General features: G+C 67.8%; 19 protein-coding genes and 1 pseudogene. 9 read left to right on the top strand and 11 right to left on the bottom strand.

Annotated features, from left to right (window positions below; translation table 11 throughout):
- The 3 genes and pseudogenes from ABIB51_RS17410 to ABIB51_RS17400 form a co-directional block, all read left to right on the top strand.
- Positions 1–108, top strand: a pseudogene (locus ABIB51_RS17410) (lipoyl synthase); the annotation flags it as partial.
- An 88-nt stretch (positions 109–196) separates the two neighbouring features.
- A complete protein-coding gene (locus ABIB51_RS17405) occupies positions 197–958 on the top strand; it encodes a DUF4191 domain-containing protein (protein ID WP_354190235.1) in 762 nt (253 codons plus the stop codon).
- Between the two features lie 145 nt (positions 959–1103).
- Positions 1104–1466: a DUF3817 domain-containing protein gene (locus tag ABIB51_RS17400; protein WP_354190233.1), complete on the top strand. Its 363-nt coding sequence runs from the start codon at positions 1104–1106 to the stop codon at positions 1464–1466.
- A 63-nt stretch (positions 1467–1529) separates the two neighbouring features.
- Here the strand turns inward: ABIB51_RS17400 and ABIB51_RS17395 are convergent, their stop codons facing one another.
- Positions 1530–1967 carry an RDD family protein gene (locus ABIB51_RS17395; protein WP_354190231.1) on the bottom strand — a complete coding sequence of 146 codons (438 nt, stop codon included), beginning with the start codon at positions 1965–1967 and terminating at the stop codon, positions 1530–1532.
- A gap of 298 nt (positions 1968–2265) precedes the next feature.
- On the opposite strand from ABIB51_RS17395, the gene glnA (ABIB51_RS17390) reads away from it, so the two are divergent.
- Positions 2266–3690: a type I glutamate--ammonia ligase gene (gene glnA, locus ABIB51_RS17390; RefSeq protein WP_354190229.1), complete on the top strand. Its 1425-nt coding sequence runs from the start codon at positions 2266–2268 to the stop codon at positions 3688–3690.
- 594 nt (positions 3691–4284) lie between these two features.
- Here the strand turns inward: glnA (ABIB51_RS17390) and ABIB51_RS17385 are convergent.
- The 4 genes from ABIB51_RS17385 to glnA (ABIB51_RS17370) all read right to left on the bottom strand — a co-directional run bounded on the left by ABIB51_RS17385 (position 4285) and on the right by glnA (ABIB51_RS17370) (position 9702).
- Positions 4285–4800 (bottom strand): GNAT family N-acetyltransferase, encoded by a 516-nt coding sequence (locus tag ABIB51_RS17385; RefSeq protein WP_354190227.1) that lies wholly within the window; start codon positions 4798–4800, stop codon positions 4285–4287.
- Between the two features lie 54 nt (positions 4801–4854).
- Complete coding sequence (locus ABIB51_RS17380; protein ID WP_354190225.1) at positions 4855–5271, bottom strand: VOC family protein; 417 nt, start codon at positions 5269–5271, stop codon at positions 4855–4857.
- Between the two features lie 70 nt (positions 5272–5341).
- A complete protein-coding gene (locus ABIB51_RS17375) occupies positions 5342–8353 on the bottom strand; it encodes a bifunctional [glutamine synthetase] adenylyltransferase/[glutamine synthetase]-adenylyl-L-tyrosine phosphorylase (RefSeq protein WP_354190223.1) in 3012 nt (1003 codons plus the stop codon).
- An 8-nt stretch (positions 8354–8361) separates the two neighbouring features.
- A complete protein-coding gene (glnA, locus tag ABIB51_RS17370; protein ID WP_354190221.1) occupies positions 8362–9702 on the bottom strand; it encodes a type I glutamate--ammonia ligase in 1341 nt (446 codons plus the stop codon).
- Positions 9703–9966: 264 nt separating this feature from the next.
- Here glnA (ABIB51_RS17370) and panB point away from each other — a divergent pair, with 264 nt between their 5' ends.
- Positions 9967–10905, top strand: a complete 939-nt coding sequence (gene panB, locus ABIB51_RS17365) for a 3-methyl-2-oxobutanoate hydroxymethyltransferase (RefSeq protein WP_354190219.1) — start codon at positions 9967–9969, stop codon at positions 10903–10905.
- On the opposite strand, the gene ABIB51_RS17360 is transcribed toward panB, so the two are convergent.
- Both ABIB51_RS17360 and ABIB51_RS17355 read right to left on the bottom strand, forming a co-directional pair.
- Entirely contained in the window at positions 10902–11438 is a 537-nt protein-coding gene (locus ABIB51_RS17360) for a P-loop nucleotide/nucleoside kinase family protein (RefSeq protein ID WP_354190245.1), read from the bottom strand. The two genes, panB and ABIB51_RS17360, sit on opposite strands and share 4 nt — an antisense overlap.
- A 28-nt stretch (positions 11439–11466) precedes the next feature.
- On the bottom strand, positions 11467–11631 hold the full coding sequence (locus ABIB51_RS17355; RefSeq protein WP_354190217.1) for an SPOR domain-containing protein: 165 nt from the start codon (positions 11629–11631) through the stop codon (positions 11467–11469).
- A gap of 89 nt (positions 11632–11720) precedes the next feature.
- Between ABIB51_RS17355 and map the strand changes: the two genes are divergently transcribed.
- The 3 genes from map (at position 11721) to ABIB51_RS17340 (ending at position 14253) form a co-directional block, all read left to right on the top strand.
- Complete coding sequence (gene map / locus ABIB51_RS17350; protein ID WP_354190215.1) at positions 11721–12599, top strand: type I methionyl aminopeptidase; 879 nt, start codon at positions 11721–11723, stop codon at positions 12597–12599.
- 87 nt (positions 12600–12686) lie between these two features.
- A complete protein-coding gene (ppgK, locus tag ABIB51_RS17345) occupies positions 12687–13490 on the top strand; it encodes a polyphosphate--glucose phosphotransferase (RefSeq protein WP_354190213.1) in 804 nt (267 codons plus the stop codon).
- 4 nt (positions 13491–13494) lie between these two features.
- Complete coding sequence (locus ABIB51_RS17340) at positions 13495–14253, top strand: SDR family oxidoreductase (protein ID WP_354190211.1); 759 nt, start codon at positions 13495–13497, stop codon at positions 14251–14253.
- Positions 14254–14336: 83 nt separating this feature from the next.
- Here ABIB51_RS17340 and nrdR read toward each other — a convergent pair whose 3' ends face one another.
- The 3 genes from nrdR to ABIB51_RS17325 all read right to left on the bottom strand — a co-directional run bounded on the left by nrdR (position 14337) and on the right by ABIB51_RS17325 (position 16902).
- The gene (nrdR, locus tag ABIB51_RS17335; RefSeq protein ID WP_354190210.1) at positions 14337–14828 is read right to left on the bottom strand and encodes a transcriptional regulator NrdR; all 492 of its coding nucleotides are present in this window, start codon (positions 14826–14828) and stop codon (positions 14337–14339) included.
- An 87-nt stretch (positions 14829–14915) separates the two neighbouring features.
- Positions 14916–16292, bottom strand: coding sequence for a histidinol dehydrogenase (gene hisD, locus ABIB51_RS17330; RefSeq protein ID WP_354190209.1), 1377 nt, complete (start codon positions 16290–16292; stop codon positions 14916–14918).
- Positions 16293–16332: 40 nt separating this feature from the next.
- Complete coding sequence (locus ABIB51_RS17325; RefSeq protein ID WP_354190207.1) at positions 16333–16902, bottom strand: hypothetical protein; 570 nt, start codon at positions 16900–16902, stop codon at positions 16333–16335.
- Positions 16903–17110: 208 nt separating this feature from the next.
- Between ABIB51_RS17325 and ABIB51_RS17320 the strand changes: the two genes are divergently transcribed.
- Positions 17111–17569 (top strand): flavin reductase family protein, encoded by a 459-nt coding sequence (locus ABIB51_RS17320; RefSeq protein ID WP_354190243.1) that lies wholly within the window; start codon positions 17111–17113, stop codon positions 17567–17569.
- On the opposite strand, the gene ABIB51_RS17315 is transcribed toward ABIB51_RS17320, so the two are convergent.
- Positions 17557–17700, bottom strand: a complete 144-nt coding sequence (locus tag ABIB51_RS17315) for a hypothetical protein (protein WP_354190205.1) — start codon at positions 17698–17700, stop codon at positions 17557–17559. The genes ABIB51_RS17320 and ABIB51_RS17315 overlap by 13 nt on opposite strands.
- Between the last annotated feature and the right edge of the window lie 9 nt (positions 17701–17709).

The raw sequence follows: 17709 nt of genomic DNA, 5'->3' as shown, positions 1-17709 counted from the left end.
ACCGCGATGCGCAAGAAGGGCTGGGAAATCCCCGCCGAACTCGCGCACATCGAAAGCTCCGGAAGCACCCGCCAGGAAGCCAGCTCGCTGCTCGCGGCACACTCCTGACCCCCACGAAGTAGGTTGCGGCCCAGGGCCGGCGCCGGAGTCATCCGGTGCCGGTCCTGAGCCGTGCATCACGTAGAATTAAGGCACTATGGCGAACTCCCCTGATTCCAGCAACTCCACTCCGACTTCCGATACACCGAAGCGCGGCCTTTTTTCCCGCAAGCCCAAGGCAGCGAAGGTCAAGAAGCCGAGCCGGCTGAAGCAGATCCGCGAGGTCTTCCAGATGACCCGCCGCCACGATCCGATGGTTCCGTGGCTCATGCTGCTGGCTTTCCTGGGTGTCGTGGCCGTCAGCTTCGTCGTTGGCTACGTGCTGGAGAACTGGATCACCGGCCTCATCATCGGCATCCCGCTGGGTGTCCTCGCGGCCACCCTGATCCTGTCCCGCCGGGCGGAGCGCGCGGCGTTCGCACAGATTGAAAACCAGCCGGGCGCCTCGGGTGCCGCGCTGGGCACCCTCAAGCGCGGCTGGATCACCGAAGACCAGCCGGTCGCCGTGAACCCCCGCACCCAGGACGCCGTCTTCCGCGCCATCGGCCGCCCCGGCGTCGTGCTGGTCAGCGAAGGCCCGGGCACCCGCGTCAAGCCGCTGGTCGACGCCGAACGCAAGCGCCTCGCACGCATCCTCCCGAACGTCACCATCCACGTGATCGAGAGCGGCCGCGGCGAGGGACAGGTGCCCATCAGCGAGGTCGCCAAGAAGATGAACAAGCTCAACAAGGAACTGACCAAGATCGAGGTCAGCGCCGTGTCCAAGCGCATCTCATCCCTCGGAAGCCGCCTCCCGATTCCCAAGGGCATTGACCCCTACAAGGCCCGCCCGGACCGCAAAGCCTCCCGCGGACGGTAAGCGTCCCGCACCGCCAGGTCACCAGACTCCAGGAATCGCCCCGTTTACCGCCTGACAGGCCGGCAGCCGGGGCGACTCCTTTATCCCGACGCATACCCCCCGACGCTGATCGAACGTCCAGCAGGACAGAATCCGGAGACTCCCCATGAAACTGCCATCCAAGCCGGCCATGATCCGCCTCTTCCGGGTGCTGGCCGTCGCCGAAGGCTTCAGCTGGGCCGCCCTGCTGATCGGCATGTTCCTCAAATGGGTCACCCGGACCACGGAGCTGGGCGTGGAGATTGCGGGCCCCATCCACGGGGCGTTGTTCATTGCCTACGGCATGACCGCGCTGGTTCTGTGGCGCGGGCAGCGCTGGCCGTTCCGGGTAGCGCTCTTCGCGGGGCTCTCGGCCGTGTTCCCGTTCGCCACCGTGTGGTTTGAACGCTGGGCCGGGCGCCGCGGATTCCTGGCTGCCACGACCGCGCAGCCGGCCGGCCAGCCCGTCCAGGAAACTGCCGGGGTGTAGCGCCCGTCGCCGGGGTTCAGCGGCCCGGCGAGGCTCAGGGCGGCGAGGCTCCGCCGTCGGGAGTTACATCCGGATGAGCACCGTGTTCATGGCCTTGTCGTGCAGGCCGCGGTGGTCCGGGTCGAAGATGACGGCGGGAATGAGGAGGCACAGCAGCAGGCTCCGCACGAGGGCCGGAAGCGGGCCGGCAGGACCGCCGCCCAGCCGGACCACATGGATCCCCATGATGCGGTGGCCGATGCTGTAGCCGAGCGTTCCGATCAGCAGCGTCTGTTCGACGGCGAACACGGCAAGGGTGGCCCAGGGGTTCCCGGCAAAGGCGTAATTGCTGATCAGCAGGGCAATCCCCCAGTCGATGCAGATTGCCAGGATGCGGCGGCCCGCGCGGGCGATCGAGCCCGGGCCGGATTCGGGCATTCCCAGCCGCTCCCCCGGGTACTTCGAGATGCCGGACGTGTCCGGTCCGCTGAGCCACGAGCCTATGTCTTTACGATCAACCACCCCCCAAGACTATCGGCTTTGGCGGGCCGCCCGCCGCTGTTCACTCCGTGGACAGCGGACGGTCACACTGTGGAACCGGATAGGCCACACTGTGGACACCGACTACCGTTTACCTGTCAGGTCATTCTGTAACCTGCCGGAAACAATACGGACACTACGGGGAAATCCCGTGTCCTTAGGGTGGTAACAGTTGCTGGCGGCATAGGAGCGGGGCAAACCTTTGTGTTTACCCCGCTGTCGGACTGCGCTGGACCACATGGCCTGACGGCCAGATCTTTCACATGCATAAGGAGCATAGATGTTCAAGACTGCGGACGAAGTCCTCAAGTTCATCAAAGACGAAGACGTAAAGTTCGTCGATATCCGCTTCACCGACCTTCCTGGCGTTCAGCAGCACTTCAATGTGCCCGCCAAGAGCGTTGACGCGGACTTCTTCGTCAACGGCCAGCTCTTCGACGGATCCTCGATCCGCGGCTTCCAGGGCATCGCCGAGTCGGACATGCAGCTCATCCCGGACGTCACGACGGCGTTCCTCGACACGTTCCGCATGGAAAAGACCCTTGCGCTGAACTTCTCGATCGTGAACCCGCGCACCGGCGACCCGTACCACCGCGATCCGCGTGGCGTGGCCGAGAAGGCCGAGGCCTACCTGGCTTCCACCGGCATCGCCGACACCGCATTCTTTGCGCCGGAGGCCGAGTTCTTCGTCTTCGACAACGTGCAGTACCAGTCCTCCCCGCAGGGCAGCTTCTACAAGATCGATTCCGAGGAAGCCCACTGGAACACGGGCCGCGAGGAAGAGGGCGGAAACCTCGGCTACAAGACGCCGATCAAGGGCGGCTACTTCCCGGTCTCCCCGACCGACAAGCAGGCAGACCTCCGCGATGCCATGTGCATCGCACTGGATGAGGCCGGCCTTGAGGTCGAGCGCAGCCACCACGAGGTCGGTTCCGCCGGCCAGGCTGAGATCAACTACAAATTCACCACGCTGACCCACGCCGCTGATGACCTGCAGAAGTTCAAGTACGTCATCAAGAACACGGCCGACGCCTGGGGCAAGTCCGTCACGTTCATGCCGAAGCCGGTCTTCGGTGACAACGGCTCGGGCATGCACTGCCACCAGTCGCTGTGGACCGGTGGCGAGCCGCTGTTCTACGACGAGAAGGGCTACGCCGGCCTGTCCGACATGGCCCGCTGGTACATCGGCGGCCTGCTGAAGCACTCTTCGGCTGTCCTCGCGTTCACCAACCCCACGGTGAACTCCTACCGCCGCCTGGTCAAGGGCTTCGAAGCCCCGGTCAACATGGTCTACTCGCAGGGCAACCGCTCCGCCGGTATCCGTATCCCGATCACGGGCTCCAACCCGAAGGCCAAGCGCATCGAGTTCCGCGCGCCGGACCCCTCCTCCAACCCGTACCTGGCGTTCGCCGCCCAGCTGATGGCCGGCATTGACGGCATCCGCAACCGCATCGAACCGCCGGCTCCGATCGACAAGGACCTCTACGAGCTCCCCGCCGAGGAAGCCAAGGACATCCCCAAGGCTCCGGGCACGCTTGAAGAAGCCCTGGATGCACTGGCCGAGGACAACGAGTTCCTGCAGGCCGGCGGCGTCTTCACCCAGGACCTGATCGACACCTGGATCGAGTACAAGTACGAGAACGAGATCCGTCCGCTCTCGCTGCGCCCGAACCCGTTCGAGTTCGAGCTCTACTACGGCGTCTAACCGCCCGGGTCTAAGCACCGCAGAGCAGTAAAAGAGTCCGCCCGGACTGCCACTATCGGCAGTCCGGGCGGACTTTTTGTTGGGCCAGGGACAGGCCGCACGCGCGGGTGGGCGGCCCGGGTGATCGGGTCCCACTTTCCGCAGAAATGTGGCCGCTGGCCCCTTCACTCTCGGGCAGAAGGCCGTTAGCGTTGATATGGAGCGCAGCTCCGTGGGTGAGGTTTGGCGGACCGGCGCTCCGGCGCTGCACCCGGTTCAGGGATGACCGTTCCTGGGACCGGGCCGCAGGTATTGGGGTGGGCACGGGATTGCCCGCACAGCTGACAACCGTCCCCACCGCGACAGGGTTCGTGGAACCTCCGGGCAGGGCGGGGTACCCACCCGAAAGTGGGGCCAACACCCGCAAATAGATCGCCGGACAGCAAGTCCTTGCAGACGCGATCAGCAACCCTTCATCAATGGTGACCACCGTGATCACAACGGCGACGGGAACCGCAGGCACTGCTGACCCCGTTCCACCAGAATGATCAAACCCCCGCCAGCGCAACCGCTGGCGGGGGTTTTGCTCATCCGCGCCAGGCTGCGACGCGCCGCTCAGAACGGCCGGTACATGGTCCGTTGCGGCCCGGCGTCGCCGCCGAGGTACTCCCCGCGGTCCTCGAAGCCGGCCTTGCGGTAGGCGGCCAGCCCGGCCGGGTTGGCGTCGTTGACTGAAAGCACGACGCCGGTCTGTTGCCCGCCCAGTGCTGCCGTCAGTTTGGCGGCCTCCTGGACGGCCGCCCCGGCGGCGAGGGTCCCGAGGCCTTTGCCCTGGCGCCGGCGGTCGATCAGGAAGCCGCGGAGCAGCAGGACGGAATCATCGTCCGGCCACCCGGCGAGGGTCGCGGCACCGGTCTGCAGGGTCAGCACTCCCACAGCTGTGCCGTTGGAGTCGACCGCGTAGGGGTAGCGGGATTCCTCTGCCAACGCGATCAGCATCATCCGCAGCGGGTCCCTGACATACTTGCGCTGCTCTTCGCCGACTTCAAGCTCCGCGATCTCCCCCAGTTTGATGGCGCGGGCATCGTCATCGACCTGCTTCAGCGGGAGCAGCCATACATTTCCAACCATGACAGAAGCGTACCCAGACGGGAGGTGTGCGCCGTCGTCGGCCACGGGGTCGAATCAGAGCGCGGCGTCTTTGGGCGGTCCGGCGGGGTCCATCCAGAACACTTCCCACAGGTGGCCGTCGGGGTCCTGGAAGCTGTGGGTATACATGAACCCGTAGTCCTGGGCTTCCTCGGACGCGGTGCCGCCGGAGGTCAGGGCCGTCCGCACCACCTCGTCGACGGCTTCGCGGCTGTCCACGGAGAACGCCATGATGGCCTCGGCGGCGCTGCCCGTGTCGGCGACCTGCTTGGAGGTAAACGACTTGAAGTAGTTCTCCACCAGCAGCATCACGAAGGCGTCGTCATTGACGATCATGCAGGTGGCGTTCTCATCGGTGAAGTCCGGGTTGAACTTAAAACCCAGCGCGGTGAAGAACTCAACGGTCTTGTCGAGATCCTTGACAGGGAGGTTCAGGAACATTTGCTTGGCCATGGGCCCAAAATAGCACCGGGTCCGGCGCCTGTCAGCCCTTGCCCCGCACTTCCGGCACCGCCGGCCAGGTTCACTGGCCGTAGAAAACCCTTTCGTAGACGCCCCGGGCGAGCCGGCTGATCCGCAGGTAGTCCTCCTCGAGGGCAGCGGCATTTCCCTGGCCGTGGCCGCACCACCGCGCCACGGCTTCAAGGTCCCGGCGGGAGGACGGCAGCAGGTCCGAGGCCCGGCCGGTCCAGATCACGTTGGCCGAGCGGATCCTGCTGGCCAGCCGCCAGGACCGGAGCAGGACTTCGACGTCGTCCTCCGCCAGCAGCCCCAGTCCGGCCGCCGCCTCGAGGGCTTCCACCGTGGAGGTGGTCCGCAGCTCCGGGTGCTGCCCCGCGTGCTGGAGCTGGAGCAGCTGGGCGAGCCATTCGACGTCGCTCAGGCCACCACGGCCGAGCTTGAGATGGCGGGCAGGGTCCGCTCCGCGCGGCAGCCGCTCCGCCTCGACCCTGGCTTTGACGCGCCGGACTTCGCGCACATCAGGCACGGAGAGCTCAGCCGGGTAGCGGATGGGGTCGATCACCGCCACAAAATCGCGGGCCAGCTCGTCGTCGCCGGCCATCGGCCGGGCGCGTAACAGCGCCTGGGCCTCCCACACGAGCGACCACCGGCGGTAGTACTCCGCATAGGACTCCAGGGAACGCACCATCGGACCGCTCTTGCCCTCGGGCCGCAGGTCGGCGTCGACCATCAGCACACGTTCCGCGAGGATGGCCGGCTTCAGCGGCTGGGTGAGGAGGTTGGAGAGCGTGCCGACGATCTGGGCGGCCTGGTTCTGGGCTTCCTCGCCGGGCACGCCCGGCAGCCCGCGGTGAACGTAAATGACGTCGGCGTCGGAGCCGTAGCCGATCTCCCGTCCGCCCTGCCGGCCCATGGCGACGACGAGCACGTTCGTCTTGAGCGGCTCCTCGGCGGTGACGATGGTTTCCGCCACCCGCAGCGCGCCCAGCACGGCGGCGCGGTCGGTGTCCGCCAGGGCCTTCCCGACCTGGTCCTGGTCCAGCATCCCGGCACTGTCGGCAATGGCGATCCGCAGGATCTCCCGGCGCCGGATCAGCCGGATCAGGCGCATGGCGCTTCCCGGCTCCGCGTGCCGGGACATTTTGGACAGGATCTCCTGCCACTGCGCATCGAAGCTCAGCGGTGCCAAATCCTTGTCCGAGCCGAGCCAGGCCACGGATTCGGGTGACACCTCGAGAAGGTCCGCGATCAGGCGGGAGTTGGCGAGAACGTGGCAGAGTCGTTCGGCCGCCGCCGTCGAATCCCGGAGCAGGCCCAGGTACCAGTGCGTGGTGCCCAGCGCCTCGCTGACGCGGCGGAAGGCCAGCAGCCCGCCGTCGGGATCGACTCCGTCCGCCAGCCAGCCCAGCAGGACCGGCAGCAGCTGCCGCTGGAGCGCGGCGCGGCGGCTGACTCCGGCCGTGAGGGCCTCGATGTGCCGCATGGCGCCCTGGGGATCGAGGTAGCCCAGCGCTGCGAGCCGTCCATGGGCAGCCTCGGGAGTCAGCCTGGCGTCTTCGCTGCTGAGGGTTGCCGCCGTGGTGAGCAGCGGCCGGTAGAAGATGCGTTCGTGCAGCTCGCGGACGGACCGCTTGGTCTTGCGCCACTCGGCCATGAGGGCATCCGGTTTGGGCCGCTCACCGGAAAAGGGTCCCAGCACGCCCTTGGCCAGGGCACGCAGCGAGGCTTCACGGACCGGCATCAGATGCGTGCGGCGCAGCTGGAAGAGCTGGATCCGGTGTTCGAGCAGGCGCAGGTAGCGGTAGTCCCGGTCGAACTCCGCGGCATCCGAGCGGCCGATATACCCGCCGGTGGACAGCGCCGCGATGGCCGACGTCGTGTCGCGGCAGCGCAGCGATTCATCGGATTTCCCGTGCACCAACTGCAGGAGCTGGACGGTGAACTCGACGTCGCGCAGCCCGCCGCGGCCCAGCTTGATCTGCCGCTGTTCCTCCTCGGCGGGGATGTGCTCGGTGACCCGGCGGCGCATGGACCGGACCGATTCCACAAACCCCTCGCGGCCGGCCGAGGACCAGATCAGCGGTGCGACGGCCGCCTCGTACCGGGCACCCAGGCCGGTGTCGCCGGCGATGGTCCGCGCTTTCAGCAGGGCCTGGAACTCCCAGCTCTCGGCCCAGCGGGCGTAGTAGCTCTCATGCGAGGCGAGGGTGCGGACCAGTGGGCCGGACTTTCCCTCGGGCCGCAGGTTCGCATCGACCTCCCACAGCCCGGGTTCCCGGCCGATGGACATGATCGCCCGGGAGATCCCGGAGGCGAGGGCGGTGCCGATGGTGTTGGCGCGGGAATCTTCCAGCTCACCGGATTCGATGACGTAGATGACGTCGACGTCGGAGATGTAGTTCAGTTCGCGGGCGCCGCACTTGCCCATGCCGATCACGGCGAGTCCGATGTCGGCAACCTCCGCGGCGCTGAAGTGCTCGGCGGCCTCGGCCCGGGAAACGGCGAGGGCCGCCTCGATGGCGGCGCCGGCGAGGTCGGCCAGTTCGGCGCCTGCGGCCGGCAGGAAGTCCAAGGGATCCGCCGCGCAGAGGTCTTTGACGGCGAGCTCGACGAGTCCGCGCCGGTAGGCCGTGCGGAGCGCTTCGTAGCCCTCCTGCCCGGACAGGCCCGCGACCGGCCGGGCGGATTTCGGGTCGGCGCGCACGGACTGCAGCAGCCGGGCACGCAGGACGTCGGTATCGGCCGCGCGGGGCTCCGGGCTGGCCGTCACCTCAAAGGCATCGAGGTGCTCGGGGTGGCGGATCAGGAATTCGCCGAGCGCCTCGGAGGCGCCCAGCACCCGGTAGAGCGGTTCGCTGGTCTCCAGCTCCGCCGCGGCCAGCTTCCGGAGCGCCGGGTGCTTCTCGATCAGCCGGACCAGCGACTGCAGGGCGGTGTCCGGGTTGGCCGCCAGCTGCAGCCCGGCAAACAGGACACCCTGGTCCAGTCCCTCCAGTTCCGGGGCAGCCAGGAACCGTTCGCCTTTCTCCAGATCACTGAATCCGGCCGCAATGAGGCGTCGTGCCAGGCTCACCGGGTCGCCTAAAGGATGCCGAGGTTGCGCTGCAGTTCGTAGGGCGTCACCTGGAGGCGGTAGTCCTGCCATTCGGCCCGCTTGTTGCGCAGGAAGTGCTCGAAGACCTGCTCGCCAAGGATCTGCGGCATGAGCTCGGAGTCCTCCATGGTCCGGATGGCATCGTGCAGGCTGGCCGGGAGCGGGTCGTGGCCCATGGCGCGGCGCTCGGCCGAGCTCAGCGACCAGATATCGTCCTCAGCCGCGGCGGGCAACTGGTAGCCTTCCTCGATTCCCTTCAGCCCGGCGCCCAGGAGCACGGCGTACGCCAGGTAGGGGTTGGCGGCGGAGTCAATGCCGCGGTACTCGATCCGGGCCGACTGGCCCTTGCCGGGCTTGTATAGCGGCACCCGGACCAGGGCGGAACGGTTATTGTGGCCCCAGCTGAGGTAGCTCGGCGCCTCTCCCCCGCCCCACAGGCGCTTGTAGGAGTTCACGAACTGGTTGGTGACGGCGGTGAACTCGGGGGCGTGCTTGAGGATGCCGGCGATGAACTGCCGGGCGGTCTCGGAGAGCTGGAACTCGGCGCCGGCCTCGTAGAACGCGTTGGTGTCGCCCTCGAACAGGGAGAAGTGGGTGTGCATGCCGGAACCCGGATGCGCCGTGAAGGGCTTCGGCATGAAGGTGGCGTAGGTCCCCTGCTGCAGCGCGACTTCCTTGATCACGGTGCGGAACGTCATGATGTTGTCCGCGGTCTGCAGCGCATCGGCGTAGCGGAGGTCGATCTCGTTCTGCCCGGGTCCGGCCTCGTGGTGGCTGAACTCCACCGAGATGCCGACCGATTCGAGCATGGTGACGGCGGTGCGCCGGAAGTCCTGGGCCACGCCGCCGGGGACGTGGTCGAAGTAGCCGCCCTCGTCAACCGGGACCGGCGAACCGTCGGGTCCGGGCTGCTGGGACTTCAGCAGGTAGAACTCGATCTCGGGATGGGTGTAGCAGGTGAACCCCATGTCCGCGGCCTTGGCCAGGTTGCGTTTGAGCACATTGCGCGGATCCGCGGCGGAGGGTTCGCCGTCGGGCGTCAGGATGTCGCAGAACATCCGGGACGTCGCTTCAGTCTCGCCGCGCCAGGGCAGGATCTGGAAGGTGGCGGGGTCCGGCTGGGCCAGCATGTCCGATTCGAAGACGCGGGCCAGCCCCTCGATGGAGGAGCCGTCAAACCCGAGCCCTTCTTCAAAGGCGCCTTCCACCTCCGCCGGCGCCAAAGCCACGGACTTCAGCGATCCCACGACGTCGGTGAACCACAAACGCACAAACCGCACGTCGCGCTCTTCGATCGTCCGCAGGACAAACTCTTGCTGGCGGTCCATACTGGCCTCTTTCCGGTTCATTCGTCCGTGCCCCAGGCCCTTCGTGCATGGGTCCCGCAGCTGCTCACCGTTCACTTTACTAAGCATTGCCACCGATTGCTGGAGCAGCCGCCGCGCGTAACACAGCGTTAACACAATCTGCCGGAAATAGGCCCCGGACAGCCCACCTGCAGTCGCAGCACAGGCGCCGTCGTGACGTGATTCACCCGCCGCACGGCGGGCGGGCAGTAGCTAGTACGCGCGGTATCGCACTACGCTCTTGCCATGGCCACAAGCAACAGTCCCGATTCAAGCACGCCCGCAGAGGTTGCGGCACCCTACGGCAACGGCCCGGCAGGAAACATTCCCGCAAACATTCCCGCGACGCCCGCAGCCGCCGCGGCGCCGGCGGATGCCGCCCGCAAACCGGCGGCCAGGATCCGCACCCACCACCTGCACCAGGCCAAGCTCAACGGGGAACGCTTTGCCATGCTGACGGCCTACGACCAGTACACGGCTGAGATCTTTGACCAGGCCGGCATTGAAGTCCTCCTGGTGGGTGATTCGGCCTCCAACAACGTCTTCGGGAACGAGACCAGCCTCCCGGTCACCGTGGACGAGCTGCTCCCCCTCTGCCGCGCCGTCGCGCGTTCGGCCCGGCGCGCCCTGGTGGTGGCCGACCTGCCCTTCGGCAGCTACGAGGTGTCAGCACAGCAGGCGGTGGCCACCGGCGTGCGTTTCCTCAAGGAAGGGCTCGCGCACGCCGTCAAGATCGAGGGCGGCAAGTTCTACGCCGAGACCGTCCGGGCCATGGTCCAGGCCGGCATTCCCGTGATGGCGCACATCGGTTTCACCCCGCAGAGCGAGCACTCCCTGGGCGGCTACCGGGTCCAGGGCCGCGGCGATGACGCCCAGCGGCTCATTGACGACGCCGTCGCGCTGGTCGACGCCGGCGCCTTCTCCGTGCTGATGGAGATGGTCCCGGCCGAGACGGCGGCCGCTGTGGATGCTGCCGTGTCGGTTCCCACCATCGGCATCGGCGCGGGCAACGCCACGACGGGCCAGGTCCTGGTCTGGCAGGACATGGCGGGTATGCGCGGGGGCAGGATGGCGAAGTTCGTCAAGCAGTACGCGGATCTGCGCACGTCGCTGAGCGACGCCGCCCGGGCCTACGGCGAGGACGTCCGTTCCGGTCAGTTCCCCGGGCCCGAGCACTCCTTCTAGAATTCGCCTGGCTGTCCCGCCTGGACCAGCGCCAGCAACGGACCCACCCGTTCGGTAAGCCCCGGCACATCCACCGGCCGGGCGGTGTCCACCTGCAGCACCGGACCCAGTGCCAGTGGCTCGGCGTTCCCGGCCCATTCAGCCCACAGCAGCTCGTCCTCATGGCCCGGATGGTGCACCGGGTGCCTGGTCCGGGTGCGGCACCGCTGCCGGGCCACGGCCGGATCGACGTCGCACCACAGCTCCAGGGCCGCCGTCCTGCAGGCGGCCCCCAGGTCCGCCAGCAGAAAGCCGCGGTCCCGGGGCGCGAACCAGAAGGACTCGACGACGGCGGGTCCCGGCTCTGCGGCGATATCGGCCCACAGGCGCCGTAACGCGCGCCGCCCCAGCGCCGAGGATTCCGCCGCGTCCGGCGGCACGGCCCCGGGCCAGAGCGACTCTTTGTACGAGTCCTTGGAAAAGATCGGGACTCCCAGTGCGTCCGCCAGCCCGGCGGCGAGCGTCGTTTTGCCGGAACCGGGCAGCCCGTTGATCAGGACCAGGCCGGCCGGTTGCGGGCGGCTAGTCCTCGTCGTCTTTTTCCCACCTCTCGTTGCGCGCCTTGACCTTTTCCAGGGCGTGCCGGGCTTCCTCCCGCGTCTTGTAGGGGCCGATCAGCTGGCTCCAGTCGGACATGGCGTCCTCTTCAACCTCGTGCGTGTTGACGTTGTACCAGTACTCGGGCATCGCTGCTCCTTTTCTTCCGCAATACATTCCGGCTGCGTTTTCCGGCCTCTATTTTCCGGGCTGCGCCCGGCGCCTTATATGATCAATCTATGCCTTCACTTGCCTCGACTGCACCCATCGGCACCCTGGTCCCGGGAACAGTCAGCCCGCAGCTTTCCGTACCGGCGTCCATCCCCCGCCCCGAATACGTGGGAAAGCCGGCACCGGCCAAGTTCACCGGCTCGGAGGTCAAGACGGCGGAGACCATCGAGAAGATCCGGATCGCGTCACGGATCGCAGCCCAGGCGATCGTGGAGGTCGGAAAACACATCCAGCCCGGTGTCACCACCGACCAGCTGGACCGGGTGGGCCACGAGTTCCTGCTGGACCACAAGGCGTACCCGTCAACGCTCGGCTACCGCGGTTTCCCCAAATCGCTCTGCTCCTCGCTGAATGAAGTGATCTGCCACGGCATCCCGGACACCACAGTCGTCCAGGACGGCGACATCCTCAACATCGACATCACCGCGTTCATCGGCAGCGTGCACGGCGATACGAACTACACCTTCCTGGTAGGCGACGTCGATGAGGAGTCACGCTTGCTGGTCGAGCGCACCCAGGAATCGCTGAACCGCGCCATCCGCGCGGTGGCTCCGGGCCGCGAAATCAACGTGATCGGCCGGACCATCGAGTCCTACGCCAAGCGCTTCGGCTACGGGGTGGTCCGCGACTTCACCGGGCACGGCGTCGGCGAGGCATTCCACACGGGCCTGATCATTCCGCACTACGACGCCGCCCCCGCCTACAACACCGTGATTGAGGCGGGTATGGTCTTTACGATTGAACCCATGCTCACGCTCGGCACCGTCGACTGGGATATGTGGGCCGACGATTGGACAGTGGTGACCCGGGACCGCAAGCGCACCGCCCAGTTCGAACACACGCTGCTGGTGACCGAGACCGGCGCCGAGGTCCTCACCCTCCCCTGAGCCCTGCACCACCCCAGAAGACCCGGTTCGCCGCCGGCTCTGGGCCGCACGTTTCCTAGCCCGCCCCCTGCCACGAACGGAATCACATTGGCCAAGAAGGACGAGAAGTCGAAGAAGAACTCCCTGCTGATCGGCATTGACATCGGCGGCACCGGGATCAAGGGCGGGATCGTAGACCTGAAGAAGGGCAAGCTGGTCGGCGACCGGCTCCGGGTGCCCACCCCGCAGCCGTCCACCCCTGAAGCCGTTGCCGAAGTGGTGGCGCAGGTCGTCACCGAACTGTCCAAGCGTTCCGACGCCCCGGACACGGACTCCCCGGTCGGCGTGACCTTCCCGGGCATCATCCAGCACGGCGTGGTCCACTCGACGGCGAACGTTGACAACGCCTGGCTGGACCTCGACATCGATGCCCTGCTCACCGCCCGGCTGGGCCGCCCCGTCGAGGTCATCAACGACGCCGACGCGGCCGGTCTGGCCGAGGCACGCTACGGCGCCGGCGAGGGCGTGGCAGGCACGGTGCTGGTCATTACCCTCGGCACCGGGATCGGTTCCGCCTTCATCTTCAACGGCAAGCTCGTTCCCAACGCCGAGCTGGGCCACCTGGAAATTGACGGGTTCGACGCCGAGAGCAAGGCCTCCGCCGTGGCCCGTGAGCGGGACGGCCTGAGCTGGGAAGAGTACGCCGTGCTGCTGCAGCGGTACTTCTCCCATGTTGAATTCCTCTTCTCTCCCGAGCTGTTCATCGTCGGCGGCGGCATCTCCAAGCGCGCCGACGAGTACCTGCCGCGGATGAAGCTCCGCACGCCGATCGTCCCGGCGGAACTCAAGAACGACGCCGGCATCGTGGGCGCCGCCATCGAGGTCGCGCTGACGCACAAACTGGCCAAGTAGCACCGTGGCTGTCTCCAGGCCCGGCGTTGTCATCGTCACCGGCGGCAGCCGCGGCATCGGCGCCGCCACAGCCCTGCGGGCCGCCCGCGCCGGGTACGCCGTCGTCGTCAACTATTCCGCCGACGCCGGCGGCGCCGCCGCGGTGGTCGGCGAAATCCGCTCCGGAGGCGGTTCCGCGCTGGCCGTCCAGGCGGACGTCGGCGACCCCGACGCCGTGGCGGTCCTGTTCGACGCCGCCCAGGCGCTGGGTCCGCTGGCCGCCGTCGTCAACAACGCCGGGATCACCGGGAACCTGATCGGGCCCCTCGTGGATGTGCCCGCCGCCACGGTCCGCCGGGTCCTCGAGGTGAACGCGGCCGGGCTCATCTTTGTTTGCCAGGAGGCCGTACGCCGGCTCAGCCGGGACCGGGGCGGCCCCGGCGGCTCCATCGTCAATATCTCCTCGACCGCCACAAAAGCCGGCTCCCCTGGAACGTGGGTGCACTACGCGGCGTCGAAAGGCGCCGTCGACGTGCTGACGGTGGGCCTCGCAGCCGAGGTGGCCGCGCAAGGCATCCGGGTGAACTGCGTGGCCCCCGGAAGCACCAACACCGGGCTGCACGCGGCCGCAGGCATGCCGGACCGGGTGGAGAAGCTGAACCCGACAATTCCGATGGGGCGCGGCGCCGAGCCGGATGAAGTCGCGGCCGCCGTGCTGTGGCTGCTGTCCGCCGACGCCGGGTACATCACCGGCGCCGTACTGCCGGTATCCGGCGGCAGGTAGCTTGCTACGTGGTGCCGGTGGTGGCCGCGGCTTCCCCTCCGCTGCCACCACCGGAGTCTATGGTCCGGCGTCCTGGAAGGTGCCTAGAGCGGGCTCTTCTGCGAGCTCTTGCCGTCCAGGCCCTTCGCGCCGGCCTCGTGCCGCAGCAGCGAGATCGCGGATTCGAAGTCCTCCAGGGATTCGAAGGCCTGGTACACACTCGCGAAACGCAGGTAAGCGACCTCATCCAGCTTCTGCAGCGGGTTGAGGATGGCGAGCCCGACTTCGTGGGCGTCGATCTCGGCGGCGCCGGAGGCGCGGATGGTCTCCTCGACCTCCTGGGCGAGCATGGCGAGGTCGTCCTCGGTCACGGGACGGCCCTGGCAGGCCTTCCGGACGCCGTTGATGACCTTGCTGCGGCTGAACGGCTCGCCAACCCCGGAGCGCTTGATGACGGTCAGGCTGGTGGTTTCCACGGTGGTGAACCGGCGGCCGCACTCGGGGCACTGCCGGCGGCGCCGGATGGCCGAGCCGTCGTCGGCGATGCGGCTGTCCACCACGCGGGAATCAGGGTTACGGCAGAACGGGCAATACACGTTGTTTCCTCCCCTGTCGCAATCCTTGTCATCAGTTTACGACTAGATGTAGCTGAATAACAAGCCTGTAATTACTACATGTAGTGGTCAGGCGCCTGTGCCGAACCTGGCCGTGACGGCCTCGCCGTGGGCCGGCAGGTCTTCCGCGCCGGCGAGGCTGACAATATGCCCGCTGACCTGCTCCAGCGCCGCCTGGCTGTAGTTGATCACCTGGATGGCGCGCAGGAAGGTGGTCACGTTCAGGCCCGAGGAAAAGGCCGCCGTGCCGCTGGTGGGCAGCACGTGGTTGGACCCGGCGCAGTAGTCCCCGAGGCTCACGGGGCTGTAGTCCCCCACGAAGATTGCCCCGGCGTTGCGGATCCGGGCAGCTACCGCGGGGGCGTCGGCCGTCATGATCTCGAGGTGTTCCGCCGCGTAGGCGTCGCAGGCGGCGATGCCCTGCTCCAGGTCGTCCACCAGGACGACGCCGGACTGCGGGCCGGAGAGGGCCTCCCGGACCCTCGCGCTGTGCTTCGTGGCGGCGGCCTGGCGCTCCAGTTCGGTGCGCACCGCCGCGGCGAGCTCCGCCGACTCCGTGAACAGGACGGAGGCGGCCTTGGGATCGTGCTCGGCCTGGCTGATCAGGTCCGCCGCGACGAGGTCCGGCCGGGCCGTGGCGTCGGCCAGGATCGCGATCTCGGTGGTGCCGGCCTCGGAATCGATGCCGACGACGCCCTTGACCAGACGCTTGGCAGTGGCTACAAAGATGTTCCCGGGGCCCGTGACGACGTCCACCGGGTCCAGTCCGGCGGCGTTCCCGGCGGCGGGGATGCCGTAGGCGAAGGCGGCAATGGCTTGCGCCCCGCCGATCGCGTAGACCTCGTCGATGCCCAGCAGGCAGGCTGCCGCGAGGATGGTGGGGTGCGGGAGCCCGTCGAAGTCCTTTTGCGGCGGAGACGCCAGGGCGATCGACTCGACGCCGGCGGCCAGGGCCGGGACCACGTTCATGACCACGGACGACGGGTAGACAGCGAGGCCGCCGGGAACGTACAGGCCCACGCGCGCCACCGGCACCCAGTTCTGGCTGACGACGGCGCCTTCGCCGAGCTCGACGTCGGTGTCCGCCGGGCGCTGGGCGTCGGCGAACCGGCGGGCGCGCCGGATGGATTCCTCCAGGGCGGCCCGCACCGCGGGATCGAGGCCGGCCAGGGCTGCCTGCAGGGCTTCGGCGGGGACCCTGGGGTGCTCCTGCTCGACGCCGTCGAACGTCCGTGCCAGCTCCCGGAGGGCTTCGACGCCGCGGCTGCGGACGTCCGCAATGATGCCGAGGACCTTCGCTTCGGCGTCGGCCATGGTGCCGGTCTGCGCCCGCGGCACCGCGGCCCGGAGTCCGGCAAGGGACAGCCGCCGGCCGCGCAGGTCAACGGTGCGGAAGGTGAGGTCGGCGGGGACCGGGGACACGGGGCTGTCAGGAGTAAGGGTCACCCGTACATTTTACGTGCCGGGCGCGGCAGCGCCGACGCTGTTACGCCGCGCGGTCCCCGTCGTCCGGGTTACGCCGTGCCGTGAACAGGCTGCCGAGGAAGATGGAGAGCGCGACGGCCGCCGGCCAGATGGCCAGGACGGCGGAGGAACGCAGCGAAAAGGCGGTGCTCGCGCCGGCCACGGTGTCCGCTGCGTGCCCCCACCAGACGCCGCACAGGACACCCGTCCCCCACGCGATGGCCGCGCCCAGCGCCGCGGCGAGGACGGTGATGACGACGTCCCGTCCCGAGGGTTCCTCGTGCTTGGTGCCTGAGGACAAGGCGCCGGCAATGCAGCCCGCCAGCAGGAACAGCGCGGCCAGGACCAGGTCCCGGGGCAGCCAGGTCTCCAGGTTGCTGCCGTTCCGGAGCTCCGCGTTGCCCGAAAGCAGGTTCAGTCCCGAGGGCGCCAGAACCCACCAGAGCAGCCCCACCGGGACTCCGGCGGCGGCGATGGCAGCGGCCATCCGCCAGGGTGCCCCGCGGCGGCTGCGGGCCGGGCCGGGCCGTCCCGGGCGGTCGCGGCCGTCTTCGAGCTGCCGGGCCGGGAGGTTCAATGCGGGCTGTGTCATGCAACAAACCTTAACAAGCTTTGGGCGGCCGGGCACGTAACACCCCGCGTCCCCGGATGCCGGCCAGATGACGTCCGGGGTAAACAAGTTCCGCCGCTGATCGCGGGCGCAATACGCTGGCAGGGTAGGAACATCACATGTCTGTGCAGCAGGGAGTTGGATCGCAGTGGCCTCAGATGACGGAGTCTTCGAAGGAACCTTCAAGGAAATGTTCCGCCGGCATGCCGCCGGCGTGGCAATCATCACCGCCAACTACAACGGTGTGCCCTTCGGTTTCACGGCGACGTCGGTGGCCTCGCTCTCGGCCAAACCGCCCCGGTTCACGTTCAACATGGCACGCACCTCGAGTTCGTGGCCGGCGGTCGCGAACACCACCTACATCGGTGTGCACATGCTCGGGCTGGAGAACCAGGGGCTCGCCGACCGTTTCGCCAGGACCCGGGACCGCTTCGACGGCAACCACTGGGCGCTCGGACTCCACGACGTGCCCATCCTGAAGGATGTCGCCGGCTGGCTCATCGGCAAGGTCCAGATGCGGCTCTCCTTCGAGAACAACGCCGTGGTGGTTGTCGAGGTGGTGGATGGCGAGGTCGGCGACGACGGCACTCCCCTGCTGTACCACTCCGGGGCCTACAGCCAGCCCGTCCCGCTCGACTACGAGATCTGAAACCTCACCGCTCCGCTGCGGCCCATGCCCGTCTTGAGGATCCCGGGATGCACCGACCAGACGTCGAGCCGGTCGCCGAACTCGAACAGCCCGGCCAGGCACGCCTGCGTGACCCGGACGGCGCCGCCCACGTTGTTGTC

This window comes from Arthrobacter sp. UYCu712, assembly GCF_040547005.1.
Classification (GTDB): domain Bacteria; phylum Actinomycetota; class Actinomycetes; order Actinomycetales; family Micrococcaceae; genus Arthrobacter.
The sequence above is the reverse complement of the archived record's forward strand: the minus strand, read 5'-3'. Positions and strand labels throughout refer to the sequence as shown.

Coding starts and splice junctions, on each gene's coding strand:
- glnA (WP_354190221.1), bottom strand. CDS start 9,702: ATGGACCGCCAGCAAGAGTTTGTCCTGCGGACGATCGAAGAGCGCGAC.
- ABIB51_RS17400 (WP_354190233.1), top strand. CDS start 1,104: ATGAAACTGCCATCCAAGCCGGCCATGATCCGCCTCTTCCGGGTGCTG.
- ABIB51_RS17380 (WP_354190225.1), bottom strand. CDS start 5,271: ATGGCCAAGCAAATGTTCCTGAACCTCCCTGTCAAGGATCTCGACAAG.
- ABIB51_RS17405 (WP_354190235.1), top strand. CDS start 197: ATGGCGAACTCCCCTGATTCCAGCAACTCCACTCCGACTTCCGATACA.
- panB (WP_354190219.1), top strand. CDS start 9,967: ATGGCCACAAGCAACAGTCCCGATTCAAGCACGCCCGCAGAGGTTGCG.
- ABIB51_RS17325 (WP_354190207.1), bottom strand. CDS start 16,902: ATGACACAGCCCGCATTGAACCTCCCGGCCCGGCAGCTCGAAGACGGC.
- ABIB51_RS17385 (WP_354190227.1), bottom strand. CDS start 4,800: ATGGTTGGAAATGTATGGCTGCTCCCGCTGAAGCAGGTCGATGACGAT.
- ABIB51_RS17320 (WP_354190243.1), top strand. CDS start 17,111: ATGTTCCGCCGGCATGCCGCCGGCGTGGCAATCATCACCGCCAACTAC.
- map (WP_354190215.1), top strand. CDS start 11,721: ATGCCTTCACTTGCCTCGACTGCACCCATCGGCACCCTGGTCCCGGGA.
- glnA (WP_354190229.1), top strand. CDS start 2,266: ATGTTCAAGACTGCGGACGAAGTCCTCAAGTTCATCAAAGACGAAGAC.
- ABIB51_RS17355 (WP_354190217.1), bottom strand. CDS start 11,631: ATGCCCGAGTACTGGTACAACGTCAACACGCACGAGGTTGAAGAGGAC.